Genomic DNA, 21153 nt, shown 5'->3' with positions numbered 1-21153 from the left:
TTCTCAGTTTCTTCTGGAGATCCCTTACGGAATCTCCGGTCGTCGAGGGTGAACTCGACATTCAGGTGCCCACTATTGCAACCACTGCGCTGCAAGAGCTTGGGCGCGTCGATAAACACCTTGTTTCGAGAGCTGCCCTACTGCATCTCGAATCGCCCGAGTGTCGTGATGCTTCATCCAGTCGAGGTCCTGTAGTTCCCGTTTCAACTGATCGAGCAGCTGATCTCCGGATTCTTTCAGGATCTCCTGAAAGTCCAGCAGGAGTCGTGTGTCGCCGGGGTTGTTGCTGACCACTGCCGCCGCGGGAGCATCGACGCTCCGTTCCATGCGGTGCAAGCGGCGGACAGCACGTTCACCGGTCAGTTCGGACTCGAGCTTTTTCCAGAGATCTTCTTTGGCTTTGGGGTCGGACAAGGAATCGAAAAGGAGTCCTGCCCCAGAAATTTTCCAGGTGATGATCCAGAGCCGTTCGTCGTTGTCTGGCGTGAGTTCCATCAACGCCAGAGCCATTCGTTCGGTGAGATCGTTCTGGTTGTGATGTGCTTCAATCGTGATGGGGAAGTCTTCCCAGCGAATGGGAGCGACCGCGACTGGATCAATTGAGAGTTCGCCGATTTCATCGACGTTCACAACACTGCAGCCACGAGACCCTGTGACGACTCGTGTCAGTGATTGCGAACAGCCGGGATCGTGCGCAATGCCCCCTTTGAAGTATTCCGTGCGAGGAACCCCTTCACCGAGAGCGATGTAGTTTGTTTGCTGAGAAATCGCAGCCTGAACAAGCTTCGCCGGAGCTGTGACCGTACTTTGATTCGCGTCTGGTTCAGGATGTCCATTGACCCAGCGAAATGGGGCCCCTGCTGCGACCAGCCCGATACGAAACGGCGTCTGGTGCTTACCCAATGCTGTTGGGCCGGCACCAGTCCATTTGGTTTCGTCTGAATTAGGAGTAGCGATCACGAAGATGGATGCCATAACCCGTTGGTCACGCATCACAGCGATCGGCTCATGATCGTCTGCTGTCAGCAAGGTGACATTGGGAGGAAGACTGAGGTTTCGTTTCCAACCAGACACAGGGTCAAGCACGCCGGGAACGACGAAGACCGAAATGTGGTGTGCTTCGAGTTTCTCGAAACCCTTCTCAAGAGCGACACGCGCACGGAGACTGTTGGTTTTGGCGTTGAACGAGTTCCCGGTCAGCAAAAGAAACTCAACCTGCGCACTGATGCAGGTTTCAATAATCGCTTCCCATGATCGGAACGTAGCGTCCTCTGCCAGTTGTCGGTCTTCCGCCGACAGCGCACCGGTTCCGGTTAAATGCTCATCCAGACACAAACTGGTTGCATGGACGAATCGAAAGCCCTGGCGAGACATGGGTTCGGAATCCTTTCCCCCAACAACATTCCCTGATCGAAATATGAATTAGCGGATTTTGATGAAGATGCTGATTTATGGAATTGGCATGAGTTTACCGCCAATGTGAAGATGGGAAAAGGGCATTTTGTAAATGCTGCAAAGATGGGCAAGTTTTGACGATTTGGTTTCAGGTTTGCTGAAAGACTGCAAAAAGTCAGTTTTGGCCTCTTCTTAAAGCGAGTTTCTGCCCGGCTTCCTGCGAACGCATTCCACTGAATTCGCAAATATTTCCCGTATTTCAGGCCTATTCAGGCGGTAGAGGTAGATCGAGACCCCGGCAATGGCGTCAGGCTTTTGCTTCCAGAGTTGCTCGTAACAGCCACCGGAGATGGACCCGAATTGCAGTTTCGTGAGCGAAACTGCCAGCACGTCGTAATCTTCCAACGGCGACTTCAGGTCATCTAAGTGGTCAGCCTGAATCCCGAACGCCTCAGGGAGTGCAGTGCCGTAGTAATCGAGCGCCACCCGAGGGTGATCCCATTCTTCCAACGTTCGGTGCAGAGCCGGGAAATCCTGTCCCCAATCGATATTGGAATCAGAGAGGAGGTTTTTGGCGTTGGGGAGCCCGCCAGACAACGAATTGAAATACGCGATCTGATGAGGATGCGAGCCAAGGCAACTGATGGCCTGACCTGCGACGAGCAGGGCTGCAATTCCTGCGAACGCACTGGGGCGGGATTGAAACCATTTGGCAAGGAGATCGATTCCGCAGACGATCAGGACGGGGTAGAGCAGAATCAGATATCGCACCCCCAGGTTGATTTTCGCTGTGAGCACCAATGCAATGAAGATCGCACTGCCAATCAGAATTGATTTGAGGACGGGGTCGAGTTTCCGCCATGCTCGAACAGGGGATCGCAGAGAAGCAAGAACAGCGATTCCCAGTAAACCCGTTAACAGGAGTTCGATGGGCGTCGACTTGAATGCGAACGCACATGGGAAGTAGTACCACCAGCCGTACTGGGAGACGTCTCCCATCAGGTACGCAGGATGTCCGGCCTTGTTGTGCAGGTACTGAAACAGAACTCCAGAGATGGGGGCCGGTCGCTTCAATGTGTGGTGAGCAAGTTCCATGAACCAGTCAGCCCAAGGGCCACGGCCAAGGATTTGCACCCAGGGGGAATCGTCTGGAGTTTCGTTCAATGGGAAGTTCTTCAATGGACCAGTAAACGTAAAGAGATGGAGTGCCCACCAGATTGGCAAAATCAAGATTCCCCAAAGAACGAACAGTTTGATTGCCTGTTTCCATCCTCTCAGCGACTGAATTCGTAGAGGCTGATTAGGGTTTGTGTCACCAGAGTCAGTTGTGAAAAGCAGAAGAGCGAGCATTGTCGGCAGCAGAAAGACCGCCGAGTATTTGGAACTCAATGCCACCGCTGTCGCAACTGCTGCGAGTGAGAGACGTTTGAAGTTTGGTTGTTGAATCGCCCAACCAATTGCCAGCAGCGCGACGAGTCCGGCAAATGCGAACCCCAAATCCATTGTTGCCAGTGATGAGTGAGCAACAATCAGCGGCGAGAGAGAGACCAGCGTCGCCCCCGTCATGGCGGCGCCGAGACCTTGCCGTTTCCTGAGCCACAAGAAGCTGACAATCAGCAATGGCAACCCGAACAGAACTGAGTTGAGAATCCGAGGGCCATTCAGATACTCCGGGTCATTGAACTGCCCCACCCATGGCACCGGTCTGGCTTCTCCCCCGGTTGAGGCCAGTGCCGGAAGATACGTCATCATTAACGGGAGCGGAGCAATTCCTTCTGCACAGATTCGCGGGTCGAGCCTGCCATCATGAATCGATTGTAGCCCGCAATTGAGATAGTACGTCTCATCGTATGTTGGGCTTTGTGTTTTCTGGACAAGCGAGGTTTGCCACAGGAAGCTGAGACAGACCAGACACAGTAAGACATACGGCGCGAACCGCTGCGTGAGTGTGTCTGAAGATTCTGTAGCTGCGGCAGTCATGCTGGCTCCTTCGCCCTCGTCACTCAGATCATACATCGAGACGAAGAAGACGAAAGCGTTCTAGCCTTACGCGATCGTTGAGACGCTGGTGAGATTCACGGAGTCTTCGGTTGCGGGACAGTGAAGAGAAAGTCTCCTGGTTCCTTCCCGAACTCCCAATCAGCTTTGCCGCCTTGATCAATCCGGTCTTTGCCAATGGAATACACAATCGGTTGACCATCGAGTACCACGAACCGGAGTTTCTGTCCATCATACGGATCGATCAAGGCCTCTTCGTATCCCGCTTCTTTCGCCGCAAGGTCGAGTGAGTCTGGAAGCTTTCCGTGGACCAGTTGATATCTGCGCACGGCGATGGCCATTTGTAGTCCGTTCAGACGTGTCTGATTACGAAAGATCGATTCTGAAAATTGACCAATTGGTGGAAATAAAAGAGGGGCGAAGAATGACGTGCTAGGCTTAGTGATGCCAGTAACACGGCCGATTGTCCCGAAGACGGATGTGTTCGATTCGTCCAATTCCTTCTTCATTCGAATGAGATCCTGTCCAATCTCTTTACTGGTTTCATATATGCGAGTGTAGTCGCCGCTGGCCTTGAGCAATTTCTCGAATAGATCATTCAGTGTTTTCCATTCCAGGTCGAAATTGAGCGTCCATGTTGACGGAATGTAAGTCTCTAAGATTTTTGGACTGAGTTTGCCAGACTCAAGTTCATCGTACATGTTTCCCACAAGCACGTAATCAGTCCGCAGTCCTTCAGCGTACATGTCCAGAGATGCTTCGTCATGATGCCGGAGGATCTTGAGAATGCGGTCACAATCTTCCGTACTCAATTTCTCGCTCGGTAGATAATACTGTTGAATGGCATTCAATATCGTCGCGTTGATTGCCATTGCGACGAGCTGCGTGATCATTGGGCCGCGCGGACTGATATCTCGCGCCAGTCGAAGCGACCGTTGGATGGAATGTTCCGCGGTCTGCAAGTCTCCCCTTTCACAAGCGGAAGCAATTTGAATTGTGTCGAGTCGGGCAATTGAACGACCCGATTGAACTTGAAAAAGGGGTGGATTAACGTCCAGTCCAGTGATGAAGAGGCATTCTGGCCTAGCCTGTGCCTGATCGATCATCTTCAGAAGCGGAGCCGCCTCTTTCAACAGCGCTTGGATCTCTGGGGTATTGGCGTTCTCCAGCAATGCTTCCGAGGCAAAGACTTTTGCGATCTTGTTCTCAAACTCCTCTACTTGAGCAAGATAGGAGGCCCTATCACCTTCAGGATAGAGGTATTCGAACTCCTTGAAGTATCGGCTCAGGGCATAGATGTAGAGCGGGGCGGCATTCTTCGAGGGATCAATCGGCCTTTCAAGGAACTCCTTAACCGGAAATGGTGCCCCCTTACGTCGCTCGACCCAATCTGGAGTTTTAAATTCGGCTCCTGGCAATACGTACTTCGATTCATCGATCGCCGGAATCGCGTCTGCAGCAGGCAGATGCTGTGTGACAACAATAAACGTGACTGCTGCGATTCCAGCGGAGATTGAACGCATGGATCACCCTGCTTCTTGAGGCGTCTGATCGCAATTTCCAATGCGAGATTGGATGGATTGGCGATTCCAGGTGGACACACAAATTACGATGACTAAGATGAATTATCGTTAAGTTGAAATGCGGTTGAGACGCACTCTTGCGCGACTCCAGCTCATCGCCGATCAACTCAGTTTACCGGGAAGTACGTGTGCCATGTCGAAACTGTTTGAAGAATTCCGTTTAAAAGATGTGGTTTTGCGAAATCGGATCGCCGTTTCCCCAATGTGCCAGTACACCTCAAATGACGGGTATCCTACTGACTGGCATCTCGTGCATCTCGGATCGCGTGCTGTTGGTGGTGCCGGGTTAGTTGTGATGGAAGCGACTGCGGTTTCTCCGGAAGGACGCATTAGCCCGGGAGATGCAGGGATTTATTATGATGGGCATGTGGAACCGTACGCACGCATCAATCGGTTTGTGAAAGAACACGGAGCGGTCCCCGGAATTCAGATTGCTCACGCCGGACGCAAAGCGAGTGCTCAGGCCCCTTGGGAAGGCGGGCTCCACCTCGATAATTCAGAAGGCGGTTGGGATGTCATTGGCCCATCAGCGGAAGCGTTTGGAGGTGACTTGTGGAAAGTTCCTCAGGCAATGACGGTGGAAGACATCGCCAGAGTCCGGAACGATTTCGTTTCAGCGGCCAAACGCTCACTCGAAGCAGGTTTTGAGTGGATGGAAATTCACTTCGCGCACGGGTATCTCGCGCATGAGTTCTATTCTCCACTTTCAAACCATCGGACAGACCAATACGGCGGCAGCTTTGAGAACAGAACGCGGTTCTTGATTGAAACGTTCAAGGCCGTTCGCGAAGTCTGGCCAGAGCGGTTCCCACTGACGATTCGCTTGTCGGTCACCGATTGGACGGACGGGGGCGTCACTGTGGAAGAGTCGATCGAACTCGTGAAGCAGTTAAAGTCACTGGGGTTGGACTTGCTGGATGTCAGTCATGGATTTGTGATCCCGGATATCAGCCGAATTCCGCACGATCCCGGCTTTCTGATCCCCGTGGCTGGCAGGATCAGGAAGGAGACCGCGATGCCGGTGGCCGTAGGCTGGCTGATCTCCAAGGCAGAGCAGGCCGAGTCCGCGATTCATGATGGTCATGCCGACCTCATCATGATGGGCCGGGAATTCCTGCGAGATCCGTATTGGCCGTATCATGCCGCGAAGGAACTGCATGTTCCTCACGCTGGTGGCCTTCTCCCTGTTCAATATGCCCGATCTGTGAAGTGATCTGGCATATTGGACACGGTCTTAATCGAAGGCGTTCCGTTCAACGTTTTTGACAGTCTCAGGGTCTTCCTCGCGAAGTTTCGCAAGGAAGGCCTTGGCTTGTTTCAGCTCAGCAGTTTCTGGCATCGCTTTGTCTTCGGAAGCACTTATCAGGAACCGAATGACAGACTGCTTGACATACGAGTCGGCGTAGATGCCAGTGTTGTACTGCTTCACAATTCGCGGGGTGATCTCCCAGTCTTTCCAGCGAGCCAGGTCAACCAGTGCAAGGCTGGCGTACTGAGGATGATTGAGCAGCAGCCGCATCGAGGACTTCAGCAGATCCTTTGAGACCTCGCCATCAGTGTATTCCCACAGGAACCGCATCAACTGCATCGTGGAAAAGACTTCGCTGGTAATCGTTGACGGATCTCTGAGCTTGGTGTCTGCCAGCTTCTTCATGCCAGCGTCCCCGGCGAGCAGAACATAGCCTGCCATCATCCCGTCGATTCCGAAGCGGATGTCTTCCGTCTGCTGAAGAACTTGCTCTTCGAGATAACGTTTCTCTGCATCTGTTCCACACAAACCGAGCATGAGCCCATAGAGCCCGCGTCGGGTGGGAGTTGTTTCCGGGTTTTGGAGCCAGCCAACGATCTTCGCTCGCGGCAAAAGTTCTTTGATTGAGACGAGTGCGGAATACGGAGAACCTGCGAATTCCCCATAGGCATCGATCGCGATTTCCGGGTCGCTGTGTTCGAGGAAGTTCAGGTAGTACTTGAGGCGTTTGGAAATCTCCAAGTCTCGGCTGGGGGCTTTGATGATGTATTCCCAGCATTCACGCGACATCGGAACCGGTGGGGCCCAGTTGTGCTTTCCTTCAGTTTCTGTCCCCAGCATCCAGAACAGGTCCCCGCGTTCGCCGGGCTGGTAATGCGTCATTGTGACGTTCTGGTTCTTGGCGAGTTCGGCGGCTTTCTGCTTATAGATTTCTAAAGCCTTGAACGTGGTGCTGCCGTTGGTGAACGTCAGCGGATCAGGCTTGTTCGCCCCGTTCCATGTCACAAGGGCAACAGATTGAGCCTGACTCAGTTGCTCGCTGAACGTTGTCGATGGGGCGTCGCAGAAAGGACATGCCAGCAACGGGACAGCGACCAGATACAGACAGAGTGCTCCGATCAGTGCAACGCTGCTAATCGGCGAAACGAGTTCTTGAGATCTCCGTCTCTCATTCATGATTGAGTCCACTGCGAGTGCGGGCGCGTCAGCTGAAGATCTAATGGTGAGCCTGCGCTCTTCTGATAAGACAGATCCGGCCGCACTCATAATGAGCAGGGCCGGATGGTGTGAAATCGATTTGAGTCTGTGATTGAACCATGTCTGCAGTGAGACTGCTGGTCAATCAATTGATAGCTCGACGGTTTAGTCGAAGAAGAATCGTTCAGCTGCCTTCACTGTCTTCGGGTCGACTTCCCGGAGCTTCTCCAGGTTTGCTTTGGCTTTTGTCACGTGATCCGGAACGGGGGCTCCAGCCTTCACTGCCGGATCTTTCTCGGCGATCAACATGAAGCGGACGATGGCTCGTTTGATGGAAGGAACCTGATACTCCTTTTCGTCGTACATCTTCATGAGTCGATCTGTAATGCTCCAGTCATTCCAGCGAGCGAGGTCGACAATGACGAGATCGGCGAGGTTCGGGCGCTCCAGCAACAAACGCATTGCACCACGAAGATCGTCTTCTGAAATGCGTCCTTTGGCGTATTGCCACATGAATCGCAGTGCCTGCATGGCAGCAAAGGTTTCGCTGAAAGGAACTTCTGCATTGCCGAGTTTGGATTCCTGAATGACAGTCAGTCCGTCTCGTCCCGTCAGCAGCAGATATCCCCCCATTACACCATCGATTCCGAGTCGGAATGAGTCCGTATCTTTCAGCACGATTGCCTTCAGGAAGTCTGCGTCTTCCGGCTTCCCACACAACCCGAGCATCAAACCGTAGAGACCGATTCGAGTGGCGGTGACGTCAGGATCGGACAGCCATTTTTTCAGGTTCTCGCGCGGCATCTTGTCGGCAAGTGGCACGATCTCGTCGTATTGAGCGTTGGCAAATTCTGAGTAAGCGTCTCCGGCGACGAACTGGTCAGGATATTCGAGAAACTTCAGGTAGTAGGCCAACCGTTCGATCGCTGGTGTTTCTTTGCTTGGTGCCTGAATCACATAGTTGAAGCTGGATTCGGTCACTTCGAGAGGACTGCTCCATTCAACTTTACCTTCGGTGATCGAACCAAACAGCAGGAAGAGTTCGCCAGGTTTGGCCTGTCGGTAACGTTCAAGAACAATCGGCGAACCTTTCTTCAGTTCCTTCGATTCATCTCGAACAACATTCACGATTTCGTAGGTGGTGCTGCCGATGAACCCTTTGTCCTTATCAGCTTCTTTTCCGGAGGCCCACTGTACGAGTACCGCCGCCTGAGCTCCTGCGAGCTGTTCGCTCATTGTCAGCGAAGGAGCACTGCAAAACGGGCAGGCGACTCCCTGTGGCAGGAATGTTAAGAGTGCCAGGGCAATGGCCGTTGCCGTCAGCAGCGACAAACAAGATCGCATGTTCGTATCCTCAACACAGTGCTACTAAGGTGAGTTTTGATTCAGTTCAGTTGCGAGATGCAATTATAGGTGAGTGTGTTACGTCACGATTCTCAATGAGAATTTCAACTCACCTATGTTATTGGCTATCTACGATGATCGCATCATTGATGAAGTAGAGCCACCAGAGCCCTTCGTCATCCCCTTCAATCTCTGGTTCGATTGAGAGTGTTCCAATGACGTCAAAGGGGCGATTCTGAATATATTGGGTTGTGACTCCGCTTCTCAGTTTGACACCGAGTTTATCATAAACCTTTGGGGCGCGACCGAAGCAGCAGATTCCATTGTCTCGAACAAACAGGAAGCTGCTGATTCCATCCTGTCTGGCAGGTGGGTACATCCAGCCCCGCAATACAATTCGTTTCCCGTCCAGATTTTTCAGCCACTCCGGGAAGTGGTCCGCCGCGTCTGAGGGAACAGGTTCCATATTGAGAACCTTGAGCAGATCGATGTCATCAAATGAGACCCTTAATGCGTTTTCTGAGCCTTCAGGAGTGAAAGTCTTTTCGGGGATCAGCAGCTTGATCTGCAGTGGACCGGTGACTTTAGGCGGAGCAGTTGGGTCAAGCGGCGGAGTGCCTGCTGGCATTGCCGGAGCAGCGTTCTCTGGCGAAACCTTCGCTGCAGGAGTCGCTGGAGAACTGCTTGCAGGCATCGCTTCTGCTGGAGCGGCCATCGATGCGACAGGTGCTGAACTTGTCGGCGTTGTTGGTGCCGCTGCAGGTGTCTCTACTGGGGGAACTTTGGGTGCCGGTGTAGGTGCTGGCGTTTCTTTGGCGACGGTTGGGCTGGCCGATTCCGCAGGGCTGGCTGGCATCGCTTTCGATTCAGCCGGAGGAGTCTGGGGCTCGACTTTCGGAGCCTCGGCTGACATTGCTGCCACTTCAGCTGGAGCTGGTTGATCCGCAGGTTGAGCAGTCTTCTTCTCGGTCTCTTGAGAAGCTGGTTTGGAGTCGATGATCTCGTCGGCCGCGCGGTATTCGTCTGAGACCTTCGGTTGGCAACCGCTCAATAAGAGAAGCGCCAGAACAATCCCGTTCAGTAAGGATGGCTGCCGAACCATTTCGTTCTCATTCAATTCAGGGGGGACCAAGTCCATTCTCAAGATCTATTAGAACAGATTTGAGAACAATATTCCTGCATGTGACCTTCTGGCATGCATTCCTCACGACTGGATTCACCAGGAACGAGGATCTGTGGAACAGCTTGTTGTTGGCAGGGGAAGGCGGAGGCGGATGGCTGGGGCCCAGTCGCGGTAAATGGCCCATTGCGACGGTGGGCAAGGTTGGAGCTTCTGTGGCGAAGCGGTGTCGGTCAGTACCGGCGACATCGAAAAGGCTGTCACGCAGCCATCTGGTAAACTGGACCAGTCTAGAAATCGCTGACGTGGGTTGAGAAGTAGTCCGCTTCCACGATGTAAATCGGTTCGAGTTCGCTCTCGCCTTTGAAGTTCGGGTTGAGGCGGAATGTTCCAGCCACAGCGACCTTCCCTGCTCGGTAATCGATTTTCTTGCCATCCTGCATCACGACGCCAAGACGATCCCAGATCTTTGGCTTCCCGCCGAAGCAGCAGTCGGCATTGTCTTTCACCAGCAGGAACGAGCCAATGTCCGTCAGCTGTCCGGTCTGATAGATGTAGCCTTTAATGAAGACCGGCTTGCCTTCCAATGCGGCGACATCAGGGTGGGGTTTGGTTTCACCGTCTTCTTGAATGACTTCCTTTTCGGAAATATCAGCGGCAAAGCTCAGACGCTGGTAGCCGTCCGGGACTTCTGTCTGGTAGGCATAAACCTGAAATCCAACTCCGCCCAGGAAGAATGATGTCCCCAGGAAGATTCCCAGCAACGCAACCGGTGTTCCGCTATAGCCACCGCGGGAACGACGGATTGAGATGAGGCCGACTGTGCTGATAAAGGTCGCCAGAAGACAAAGCGGAAGAACCAGCCAGATGAAGATCGCAGCACTGGATATGAGCGAGAGAACCAGTCCGACGACTGCTACGACAGAAACCGGGCGGTAATTGAATTCGTTGACTTCAAAATCTTCGCGCGCAGGTCTTTTGGGACGAGCGTCGTCCAGAGTGTCACTGGCCACCTGAATTTCTTCCTGAGAAAGCATTTCGGTGCGTGTCTTTTCGTTTGTCTTCTCAAGTTGGAAATCGGCAGTGTGCATTGGCACGAGTCCTGATTCGACCCAGTCGCCAGCTTTCCATAGCCAGCCGTTTTCTGGATCTCTTAATCCTCACTGTGCACGCCGATAACGAATAACGTGAAATGACTGCGCGCACCTTCCCTACTTCACAATGCCATTATAGGGAGGGAAACGCCCCTGAACTCAAGAAGAGTTACAGAAAGTTCCGGGAATTCATCGACACATCCTGGGCTGGAGACCTGTTTGTTGGTCGTGCAAGCCATTGCTGTTGTGGCGGTTGTGTTGAATTGACGAGCTCGTTGGACTTCACTCGCAATCGCTGGGCAAAGTCTCCCGATTTTCCGTATCTGCGCAGGAACTATTCAGTCCGCCAGAGTCGAGGAAGGGCTCCGAGTGCCATTCCTGCGAAGAGGCCACCAAAGTGTGCTCCGTTCGCAATCGGGATCGCATCACTGATGATGATGCAGAGGATCGCCCAAAGTATCATCTGATTCACAAGGTTTTTGGGCATATAGAAGCCGTCCGACGGCAACAGGCGAGAGCGCATCCAGATGTAGCCGAACAACCCGTAGACGACTCCGGAAAGGCCGCCGAAGTTGGGACCGGCCAGAAAATACTGGGTGAAATTCGCGACGAGATTGATCACCAGAACGATGGACAATAGTGCGAGATTTCCTTTGCCACGCTCAATGGCACTGCCAAGCATCCAGAAAATGTAGACATTGAAGAGCAGGTGGATGGCGGAAAAGTGGAGAAACATCGGGGTGACGAGTCTCCAGACCTGCCCCTGAACAATCTCCGAGAGGCCAACTGCTTGGCTGGACGCCATTTTCAGATGGGATACTTCTTCCGTCTTGCTTCCGAAACTGGTGACAATGGCAAACCAGAAACAGAGTACGGAAACGACCAGTGTGACAGAAAATGGTCCTGGATTTCGAGATCGCTGACGCCGCTCCGGTTGGGGAGCTGGTGCGGCAACAGGAGCCTGCACGACAACAGCCGGAGCGTCAAATCGGGGAGCCTCTGGATTGGTCACAAAGTCGTCATAGAACTCGCGTGCCTGGGGGATTTGGCTTTCTTCGAAAACCCAGACGTCCCACTGTGTGCCATTGGCGTCGACGCGATTCTCGATTCCTTTGTGTGCCAGATAGCGATGAAGTCGCTCTGCTGAGTTTTCCGCGGTCAGTTGGCCGATTTTTCTCATGAACTCGCTCAATTCATTCCGGTGGGACTCAGTGATTCGTCTGTCGGAATGTTTCGATCTGTCTTTCTCGATATGCAGATTTCTCTGCCGGGGGATGAAAGCCGGTAACGGCATTCAGTGGAAATGACCCCTTCGGGCTTCCCTGAAAACGGACTTCAGTTGATTGAGAGGGAGCTGACACGCTCTGTATCAGCTCCCGACGCCTCACGTTATTGCAACCGATGTCCAAGTGAATCGTAGCGCGTCACCGTCTTTGGTGAAGCGTTTTGATCGGTCTGGAACCGGCTTTTCTCCGATTGAGAACGTCGTTTCGCAGTAGGCAAAATGCTTCGCAGCTATTTCACCTTCAAAAGCTCGATCGTGAAGTGGAGTCGAGCGTTTGGTGGAATTGCTCCTGGCATTCCCCCTTCTCCGTAGCCCAGACGACTTGGGATATCGAGCTCGATCTCGCCCCCTTCTTTGATCAGCTGCAGACCTTCAGTCCACCCGGCAATCACACCGTTCAATGGAAACTCGGTCGGCTCCCCTCGTTTATAGGAGCTGTCGAATTCTTTTCCATTGTCGAGCCAGCCCCGGTAGTGGCAGCTGACGGTCGATCGGGCGGTCGGGCGTTTCCCGGTCCCTTCTTTGATAATCTTGTATTTCAGGCCGTTGTTGGTGGTTTTGAACGCCGTTGCGCTTGTTGAAGCAGCCGACGATCCGGTTTCCCCACTTGCCATTTGGACTTCGCCTGCAGGCTCGTCGCTTTCGCCAGCCTTTGCGAGGTCCGCCGCATTTCGTTCCATCGTCTCTTTTTTGGATTGCTTGTCTGCTGCGATCTCATCTGGACCAGCGACACATCCCACCGAGAGGAGACACGCAAAGAGCATGCAGTGCGAGAGTTTCATGTGTGAGAGACATTGAGTTGAAAGGTGAGGATTGGGTCAGCTTCCGGGGACCGTACTTGTGGAGTTGAAACAGAACGGCCAAGGGAAGTTCCAGAGAATGACTTCGATTGCAAAAGAATCGCCGCCCCAGGGAGACGGCGATTCTGGTTGATCAGCACGTTATTTCACTTTGAAGAGTTCAACTTCGAAGTGCAGGGTGGCGTCGCCCGGAATCACTGGAGGAGCTCCACGTTTTCCGTAGCCAAGATTCGATGGAATTTCGAGTTCGATCTTTCCACCTTCTTTGATCAGCTGCAGACCTTCGGTCCAACCTGCGATCACGCGATTCAATGGGAATGAAATCGGTTCGCCGCCGTAAGAGCTGTCGAATTCTTTGCCATTGTCGAGCCAGCCACGGTAATGACAGGTGACTGTGTTGGTCGCAGTTGGCTGAGCACCGGTTCCCGGGGTGAGGATCTTGTACTTCAATCCGGAAGCGGTGGTCTTGAATTCGGCGCTGTCTGCTGACATCGATTTCTCCATTTTAGGTGCCGGTGTTGTTTCCGGCTTAGAAGGGGCTTCTGTTTTCGCAGGGACTTCTGCTTTCGCACTCGCCTTTGCAAAATCCCCGGCGACAACGACAGCAATTTCGTCTGGATGCAGCCATTTTTTCAATGATGCCAGAACGCTCTCTGTCGTCAGTCCGCGAATTTCGCTTTCGCGAGTCACGTAGTATTCCATTGTGCGGTCGAGATACAGCAGGCTCGAAAGAATCGCGGCCAGCTGTTTGTCGTCGGATCGGTCAATGATCTGTGATTCGAGGTAACCCTTCTGGGCTTCGCTCAATTCATCCTTTGTGATTCCATCCTTTAACAGCAGGGCAATTTCTTCTTTGATTGCTGTCTCGACTTTCCCCATGTTGTCGGGGTTGGTGATGGCATAGGCCAGGAATGTTGTCCGCTCATCAAGTGATGACGATCGGATGAACGACCCGACTCCGTATGACAGACCTTCTTTCTGACGAACACGATCACCGAGGCGAGAAGAGAGTCCACTTGTGCCAAGGACGTAGTTTCCGATGATCAGAGCAGGGTACTCTGGATTCAGATCGTTCATTGGGAAAACGGCCCCAGCGATATAGGTGGCGTTTTCCTTATCTGGAGTTTCGATCTGCTTCCGGGTTGTGTCGACTTTCACGTTGCCAGTTCGCGGGATGTGAGCGAATGGCTTTGAAGTCTTCCAGTCGGCCAGGAACTTCTCGATCAGTGGGCGGACGGTGTCGACCTCAAAGTCTCCGATGACGGTCACTTCGCCGATTGAACCGCCGAGGAATTCCTTATACAGGGAGACAATTTCTGCCTGCTTCAGACTTGTCCATTGCTGAATCTGTTCTTCGACAGACGCGATATAGCGAACGTCCTCTTTCGGGTAGTCTCCCCCGATCGCTTTCGACACTGCAATTCTGGCGAGTTCGGTTGGATCTGTCAGACTCTGGTTTGCGTGAGAAAGTCGAGCATTGCGAATGATTTCCAGTTCTTCTGTCGGGAAGGTGGGCTCTCGCAGAACCTGTCGCAGGATCTCCAGTGTTGCTGGGAGATGCTCACGACGAGTTTCCAACTGGAAGGTCAGTTCGCCTGGGCTCCCTTCTGGAGCGAGTCGGGCTTTGTTCTTATCGAGCTCGTCCTGAATCTGTTGACGAGACAGTTTCTCGGTTCCCCGAAGCATCAGACCTGGGAGAACTTCTGTGGCCGATTTCAGGCCCATCAGCGTTTCTGCTGTTCCGTACCGCAAAGTCAGACGAAGAACGACTGATTCTCCGCGTGTCTTTTTCGGGAGGAAGGCTGCTTTGACACCAGATGGAAGGACAACTCGTTCGGTGCGGCTGTCAATGTTCTGCGGACTGACATCAAATGCTTCACCAGCCGCAACAACTTCACGACCTTGATAGTCGCCGATCATCTCAGCGAGAACTGGAGTCGCCGGAACTGTGGCTCGGTTCGATTCTTTGCTTGGGATGAAGACACCGGCAGTTCGGTTGTTTTCAACCAGGTACTTCTTTGCAACGGCATCCACTTCAGCGGCCGTGACTGTTTCAAGGCGATCGCGATACAGATAGATCAGTCGCCAGTCACCTTGAGCTGCCCAGTCGCTGAGCTGAATGGCCATGCGACTGCTGTCAGCCAGAGACATCTCCCAGACTTTCATCCAGTAGCGTTTGGCACGTTCGACTTCTTCTTCTGTGACACCTTCAGTCCCCACGGATTCGAGGACTTCCAGCATCTTGCTCAGGACGTCACGTGAGTTCACACCAGCATTGCACTCGGCCATGAATCGCAAAACGCCTGGGTCGTGCAGGGCGTATGCAGCACCGGAAATGCTCGAAGCCAGTTTGGTCTCAACAAGAGCCTTATAGAGACGGCCTGATGGAGATGATGTCAAAATGTGTTCGAGGACATCGATTGGAACGTAGTCTGGATGAGCCCCGGACGGAATGTGATACACAGCACCGGCAAGACCAACATCACCGACGCGACGTAGCGTGACGAGGCGGTCTCCATCCTGAGCCGGTTCCTCGGTGTAGGTCTGTTCGAGAACCCGTTCTGGTTTTGGAATCGAACCGAAGTAGTTGTTGATCAGCTGCAGGGCCTGCTCTGGATCAAATGAACCAGCGACGATCAGCATGACATTGTCTGGTTGATAATACTTCCTGTAGAAGCGTTGCAGGTTCTCGACTGGAACTCGTTCGATGTCGGCGCGGTTTCCGATCGTTGACTTACCGTAGTTGTGCCACTGGTAAGCAGCTGACATGAGTCGCTGACCGAGAATCCCGGAAGGTGAGTTTTCGCCCCGTTCGAATTCGTTGCGAACAACGGTCATCTCGGACTTCAGATCTTCGCCTTTGACGAAGCTGTTCACGAGACGGTCGGCTTCCAGTGCGATCGCGAATTCCAGATTCTCCGGGCTGGCAGGGAGCGTTTCGTAATAGTTCGTTCGATCCAGCCAGGTCGTTCCGTTGAACTCGGCTCCGTGGTCCTTCAAGACTTTCGGGATCTGAGGATATTTTGGAGTTCCTTTGAACAGCATGTGCTCAAGAAGGTGAGCCATCCCGGCTTCGCCATAGCCTTCGTGTCGTGATCCAACGAAGACGGTCATGTTGACCGTAACTTGTGGTTTGGATGGATCCGGGAAAAGCAGAATTTTAAGGCCGTTTTCAAGACGGTACTCCGCGATGCCCTCAACTGAGGTGACAAGCTGCGGATCCGCGAGGCCAGAGGATCCAGTCATGATATACATCCCTGCAGCAAGAAAGAGGTAACAAACTCGGCGAAGCATGTATGTTTCCTTACTTCGTTCTAAAAACAGCTTGAGAATGGGCGCTAGCCTTGAATCTCGCTGCGTCTGTCCGCCATTCAAATACACCGGAAGTCAGTCGCTGAACCCGGTGTCTTCTCTGTTTGTGGGTTCAGATTGCGATGGTAACAGTGGTTTTTCAATTTGGGAACGGTCGAACTTTAATCAAGATGTGAAAGATCCCAAATCTCCAGTGTTGGCAAGCGGTTCTGGCAATTTCGATTGACCCTGAATGATTGAAGCGGATTCAATTGGCAAAATGGAGAACGTCACCAGCCGGAAACATTGCTTCGGTGGCGAACACGGCAGGGAGTCAGCGTTTGAGAATTCCTCGGGGGAAATGAAAAAAGGTCCTGATGATTGTCATCAGGACCTTCGGTGTGAATGTGAATCACAAATCGATTGCAGTTCGAAAACTTGTCACGCATCCAGAGGATCGCGGATTGGGTGAACCGAACTATTGAATCGAGAGCGAAATCGAAACGTCTCCAATGGAAACTGATTTGGAATTCGCTGGAACCGCGCCCACGGATTCGATCTTGTCCGCACGAGTCTCGGTCAGGATGGTTTGCTTCCAGGCGGCGATTGCAGATTCAGCAAGTTCGCCATTCCCGGTTGTGTTCCACTGCACCGAGATGCGCTGGTTCTCTTCGAGGTTTGCGTCTTTGCGCTGTTGCTGAATATGACGAATCAGGTCGCGGGCCATTCCTTCCTGAATCAGCTCTGGTGTCAGCTTTGTCGACAACGCAATCTGGATCCCTGCGTCGTCTGCACTTGCCCAGTCGCTGGACTGTTGAACGCTGACCATGACGTCTTCTGGAGCGAGAACGACTTCGTTCCCTTCCAGGGTGAGTGTCACGTTGGCGCCGGAGCGAAGTGGAGCGAGCAGTGACGCATCGACGGTCGACAGACCATTGCGAATGACATTCAACAGCTTGCCATACTTCGGTCCCAGTGTCTTCAGGTTCGGTTTGAAGGCGTAGGTGACCAGATCGTCCAGATTGTCGGTGCGTGTTACCAGCTTCACGTTCAGTTCGTCGGCGATGATGTCCGCATACTGCTGCAACGCGACTGCCTGACGATCGTCCTGGGTTGCGAATCGCAACTCGGTCAATGGCTGGCGAACTCGAAGTTCAGCGGTCTCGCGGAGGCGATGTGCCATTCGAACCAGTGTCTGAACCTGTTGCGTCTTCCAGTTCAGATCGAGGTCAAGTTTTGACTGATCGGCTGTCGGGTAATCACACAAGTGCACTGACTGTGGTGCAGATGCCCCTGCGTTCACGAGGTTGCCATACATCCGCTCTGTCAGGAACGGAATACATGGAGCCAGCAACTTGGAGAGCGTCAACAACACTTCGTAGAGAGTCTGGTAAGCGGCAAGCTTGTCTGCGTCCCAGTTCTCACCGGAGGTAGCAGGTGCGGCTTGAGCAGAACCTGTCTGGACAGTCCCTGCCTGAGCTGGTCGGTAGACCTCATCAGTGCATGTGATCAGGCCAGCTTCGACCAGTTGCTTCAATCCCCGTTGAATGTCGAGCCGGTGGAGGCGTTGGCCGTCTTTGTAGCGACTCAATCGCACCAACAGGTCATTGACGGTGAAGTCGCCGGTTTCCGAGAAGACTTCACGGAGCAATGTCGATTTGTCGCGGTTCAGCCCCTGCTTGCGAGCCGACAGATAGGTGCGATAGATCGCTTCTGCCGTTGCAATTGGAGTTGCGGCTTCAGGAGCGGCCGTCACTGGTTCAGCAGGCACGGAAGTCGTGGCGACTGGTGTTGAAGCCGACGATTCTTCTCCTTTGGCCTTCCAGAACCGTCGTCGATTTCGGCGGATATACCAGTTGGAGAGGTCGTCGACAAATTCCGTCGCTTCACTCATGAACTCGGCCACTTTCAGGTTCTCAAACGCATCGTGCGCGGTTTGAGTCAGTTCCTGAAGTCGCGACAGAATCCAGCGGTCGATCTCCGGTCGACTCTGCAATGGAACCTGAGCGAGTGTCGGGGTGAACCCGTCGAGGATGGCGTAGTTCACGAAGAAGGCATAGCTGTTCCACAACGGAATCAATGCCTGACGTCGAACGTCATCGGCCGGTTTACTGGTGACCTTGCATGTCGCCAGACCTTCTTTGGTCTCGGAAATTGGACCTTCAACTGTTTCCAGCGTGACTGGATCGTTGGCGTGTCGAGTTCCGAATCGCAGATCGGCTGCAGGGTTCTGGGCAAGGTACAGCCAGCGGAGTGTGTCGACTCCGAGCTGTTCTGCAGCTTCTTCGAACCAGATGGCGGTTCCGTCGGATTTGTGCATCGGTTTCCCTTCCTCGTTCATGACGAGGCGGTGGCCGAGCAGGTTCTTGAATGGACGCTTTTCGTTCGGATCGTCTGTCTCGTCGTAACGCATCATCGTTGCGAGCGAGAGCATCGAGTAGAACCAGTTGCGGAACTGTCCGGGGAAGCATTCCGTGACAAGGTCAGCTGGATACCATTGTTTCCATGCTTCCTTGTTCGAGTTGTACATGAGTGTCGAAAACGGCACGATTCCCGCGTCGAGCCATGGGTTACCGACGTCTTCGATTCGTTCCAGCAGTTCGCCGGTTTTCGTGCTGCGAATCTTGACGACATCGATCCACGGCCGGTGTGGAGTGTGTCCTTCGAACTGTTCCCAGCCTTCACCGCCGTTGAGTGCGCGTTCTTTCAACTCGGCGAGTGAACCAACGACTTCGAAGTCGGTTGGGTCATTCGGATTCACCCAGATCGGCAGCGCGAGACCCCAGAATCGCTTCTTGGAGATCATCCAATCTCGCATGGTCGTGAGCCATTCGATCTCACGTTCCTGCCCTTGAATCGAATCTGGCACCCAGTTGATGCACTTGGTGACGTCCTTGATTTCGTCACGCCAGTCCATGTTGATGAACCACTCATCCACCAGTCGGAAGACGAGTTCATCGCCGGTTCGCCAGCAGAATGGATAGATGTGCGGATAGTTCTCGACGCTGACAACGAGTTCCTTCTTCTTCAGTTCTTCGAAGACGAAATCCACTGTTGTCGGATCGGTGGCTTCCCGTCCGGTGAAGGCTCCGAATCCTTCGAGATAGCGGCCATCTTCACCCAGTGGCGCGATGATCGGGAGTCCGAGTTCGACACCCATTTTATGGTCGACATCCCCGCAACCAGGGGCGATGTGGACGATCCCTGTTCCTTCTCCGGCGACAACGTTCGCGTTCCCTTTGAAATCGCGACCGCCATCGATGACGCGATGAGCCTGAACACCGGACGTCGAGTTCTCGTGGACGATGTTTTGCGCTTCGAGATCATCGAATGGGCCAGCGTATCGCCAGCCGATCAGATCTGAACCCTTCACGGTCCCGAGTTCTTCGAATCCGCCTTGTTCCTTGAAGATCTGGCCGATGGTCTTGAGTTTGTCGACCCCTTCTGGCCAGTTCCATTCAGGACGCCCGAAGCCTTCTTTGAACTCTTTTTCGAGTCGTTTGAAGTTCAGGTTGTCTTTCGCGAAGTAGTAGATGGCCCCGTCTTTGTTGGCCTTGATTCGGAGATAATCCAGATCCGGATTGATGGCAGCTGCGACGTTGGAGGTCAGGGTCCACGGCGTGGTGGTCCAAACGAGCAGGTACTCGCCTTCAACTGGAGTACCATCGGCGCGTTGAGTCAGCGGGAATCGCACGAAGCAGGCGCGGTGAGTCGTCAGCTTACGACCGTCGGCGACTTCCATTTGCGAATACGCGCTTCCACCACGTCCGCTCCAAGGCATGACGTCGTGGCCGCGATAGATCTTGCCCCGTTCGAAGCACTTCTTAAGAAATGCCCAGATCGTTTCGTTGTTCTCTGTTGAGAACGTGAAGTAGCTGCCGCCCCATTCCGGGTTACCGAGTTTTGACGTGATCTCTTCAGCTGACCCGGTTACCTGTTTGCCGTTGGCTGTGGTGTAGTCGATCTGTGCAGGACCGCTTTCCCCAGCGACCGGAATGGACTCAGAGAGCTTCCGCAGTTCTTCTGGAAGATCCCACTGCATCCAGTAGCCCAGACGAATTGACTGTTCTGTCTGTCGAGCAGCAAATTTGAGTACGCGGCGCTTGCACTCGCGTGTGAATGTGTCGATGCCGAATTCTTCGATGGCAGTCTTGCTGCCCAAGTTCAATTGTTTCTCAACTTCAACTTCCACCCAAAGCCCCTGACAGTCGAACCCGTTCTGGTAACGGAGTTCGTGACCTGTCATTGCGTGAAAACGCTGATAGACGTCTTTGTAGGTTCGTCCCCAGGCATGGTGGACACCCATTGGGTTGTTCGCTGTGATCGGTCCGTCGAGGAACGACCATTTTTTCTTCCCGGCGTTCTTTTTCTGCAGCAGGCCGAAAATGTCGTGTTCTGCCCAGAAACGGAGGACGTCGTGCTCACCGTGAAGAAATCGGGCATCATCAACTTTTTGAAACATCGAAAACTCAATTTCGTTCAATTCAGGGCGCCAACTGTCTGGGATAATCCCACGACACAATGCAGTCGGGCTGCGCTCTTGGCGCGATCAATGGTAAGAATCTGTCCCACGTTGTGAAGAAGCGGGACGTTCGCAGTCAGTCGAAGTTCAGGCAACCGTAACCAAAAACGCTTATCTACTTTGGAGTTAATACATTAGCGGACTGAGACCGGAAATGTCAGTCAACCCTCTTTCGAATCGGAAGTCACTTGTGGGTGCGGGCAGCCGACTTTTGGGTGATCGGAGTAGCGAATTGTACGGTAAAGGGCCTGCAGAAAATCTGAGGGAGCTTTGAA

Annotated in this window: 11 protein-coding genes and 2 pseudogenes; 1 reads left to right on the top strand and 12 read right to left on the bottom strand. The window is 53.2% G+C overall.

Going from position 1 to position 21153, the window contains the following annotated elements; translation table 11 throughout:
* Positions 1-72: 72 nt before the first annotated feature.
* From SH527x_RS11400 to SH527x_RS11390, 3 genes are all read right to left on the bottom strand, one after another.
* On the bottom strand, positions 73-1374 hold the full coding sequence (locus tag SH527x_RS11400; RefSeq protein WP_437190805.1) for a metallophosphoesterase family protein: 1302 nt from the start codon (positions 1372-1374) through the stop codon (positions 73-75).
* A 213-nt stretch (positions 1375-1587) separates the two neighbouring features.
* Positions 1588-3375, bottom strand: coding sequence for a glycosyltransferase family 39 protein (locus SH527x_RS11395; protein WP_437190804.1), 1788 nt, complete (start codon positions 3373-3375; stop codon positions 1588-1590).
* Between the two features lie 95 nt (positions 3376-3470).
* A complete protein-coding gene (locus SH527x_RS11390; protein WP_437190803.1) occupies positions 3471-4916 on the bottom strand; it encodes a hypothetical protein in 1446 nt (481 codons plus the stop codon).
* A gap of 193 nt (positions 4917-5109) precedes the next feature.
* Here SH527x_RS11390 and SH527x_RS11385 point away from each other — a divergent pair, with 193 nt between their 5' ends.
* Positions 5110-6189: an NADH:flavin oxidoreductase/NADH oxidase gene (locus tag SH527x_RS11385; protein ID WP_437190802.1), complete on the top strand. Its 1080-nt coding sequence runs from the start codon at positions 5110-5112 to the stop codon at positions 6187-6189.
* A 21-nt stretch (positions 6190-6210) separates the two neighbouring features.
* Here the strand turns inward: SH527x_RS11385 and SH527x_RS11380 are convergent, their stop codons facing one another.
* The 9 genes and pseudogenes from SH527x_RS11380 to SH527x_RS11340 form a co-directional block, all read right to left on the bottom strand.
* Complete coding sequence (locus tag SH527x_RS11380; RefSeq protein WP_437190801.1) at positions 6211-7401, bottom strand: hypothetical protein; 1191 nt, start codon at positions 7399-7401, stop codon at positions 6211-6213.
* Between the two features lie 186 nt (positions 7402-7587).
* The gene (locus SH527x_RS11375; protein WP_437190800.1) at positions 7588-8766 is read right to left on the bottom strand and encodes a hypothetical protein; all 1179 of its coding nucleotides are present in this window, start codon (positions 8764-8766) and stop codon (positions 7588-7590) included.
* A gap of 118 nt (positions 8767-8884) precedes the next feature.
* Positions 8885-9868, bottom strand: coding sequence for a hypothetical protein (locus SH527x_RS11370; protein ID WP_437190799.1), 984 nt, complete (start codon positions 9866-9868; stop codon positions 8885-8887).
* Between the two features lie 308 nt (positions 9869-10176).
* Complete coding sequence (locus SH527x_RS11365) at positions 10177-10977, bottom strand: hypothetical protein (protein ID WP_437190798.1); 801 nt, start codon at positions 10975-10977, stop codon at positions 10177-10179.
* 337 nt (positions 10978-11314) lie between these two features.
* Positions 11315-12160 (bottom strand): rhomboid family intramembrane serine protease, encoded by an 846-nt coding sequence (locus SH527x_RS11360; protein WP_437190797.1) that lies wholly within the window; start codon positions 12158-12160, stop codon positions 11315-11317.
* Positions 12161-12495: 335 nt separating this feature from the next.
* Positions 12496-13047 (bottom strand): FKBP-type peptidyl-prolyl cis-trans isomerase, encoded by a 552-nt coding sequence (locus tag SH527x_RS11355; RefSeq protein ID WP_437190796.1) that lies wholly within the window; start codon positions 13045-13047, stop codon positions 12496-12498.
* 159 nt (positions 13048-13206) lie between these two features.
* Positions 13207-13533, bottom strand: a pseudogene (locus SH527x_RS11350) (FKBP-type peptidyl-prolyl cis-trans isomerase); the annotation flags it as partial.
* A gap of 330 nt (positions 13534-13863) precedes the next feature.
* Positions 13864-16311 (bottom strand): annotated as a pseudogene (locus SH527x_RS11345) (M16 family metallopeptidase); the annotation flags it as partial.
* Positions 16312-16834: 523 nt separating this feature from the next.
* Positions 16835-20818, bottom strand: coding sequence for a class I tRNA ligase family protein (locus SH527x_RS11340; protein ID WP_437190795.1), 3984 nt, complete (start codon positions 20816-20818; stop codon positions 16835-16837).
* Positions 20819-21153 lie beyond the last annotated feature (335 nt).

The organism is Planctomicrobium limosum, assembly GCF_051465645.1.
Classification (GTDB): Bacteria; Planctomycetota; Planctomycetia; order Planctomycetales; family Planctomycetaceae; genus Planctomicrobium.
This window is presented reverse-complemented; position numbering and strand designations above follow the sequence as displayed.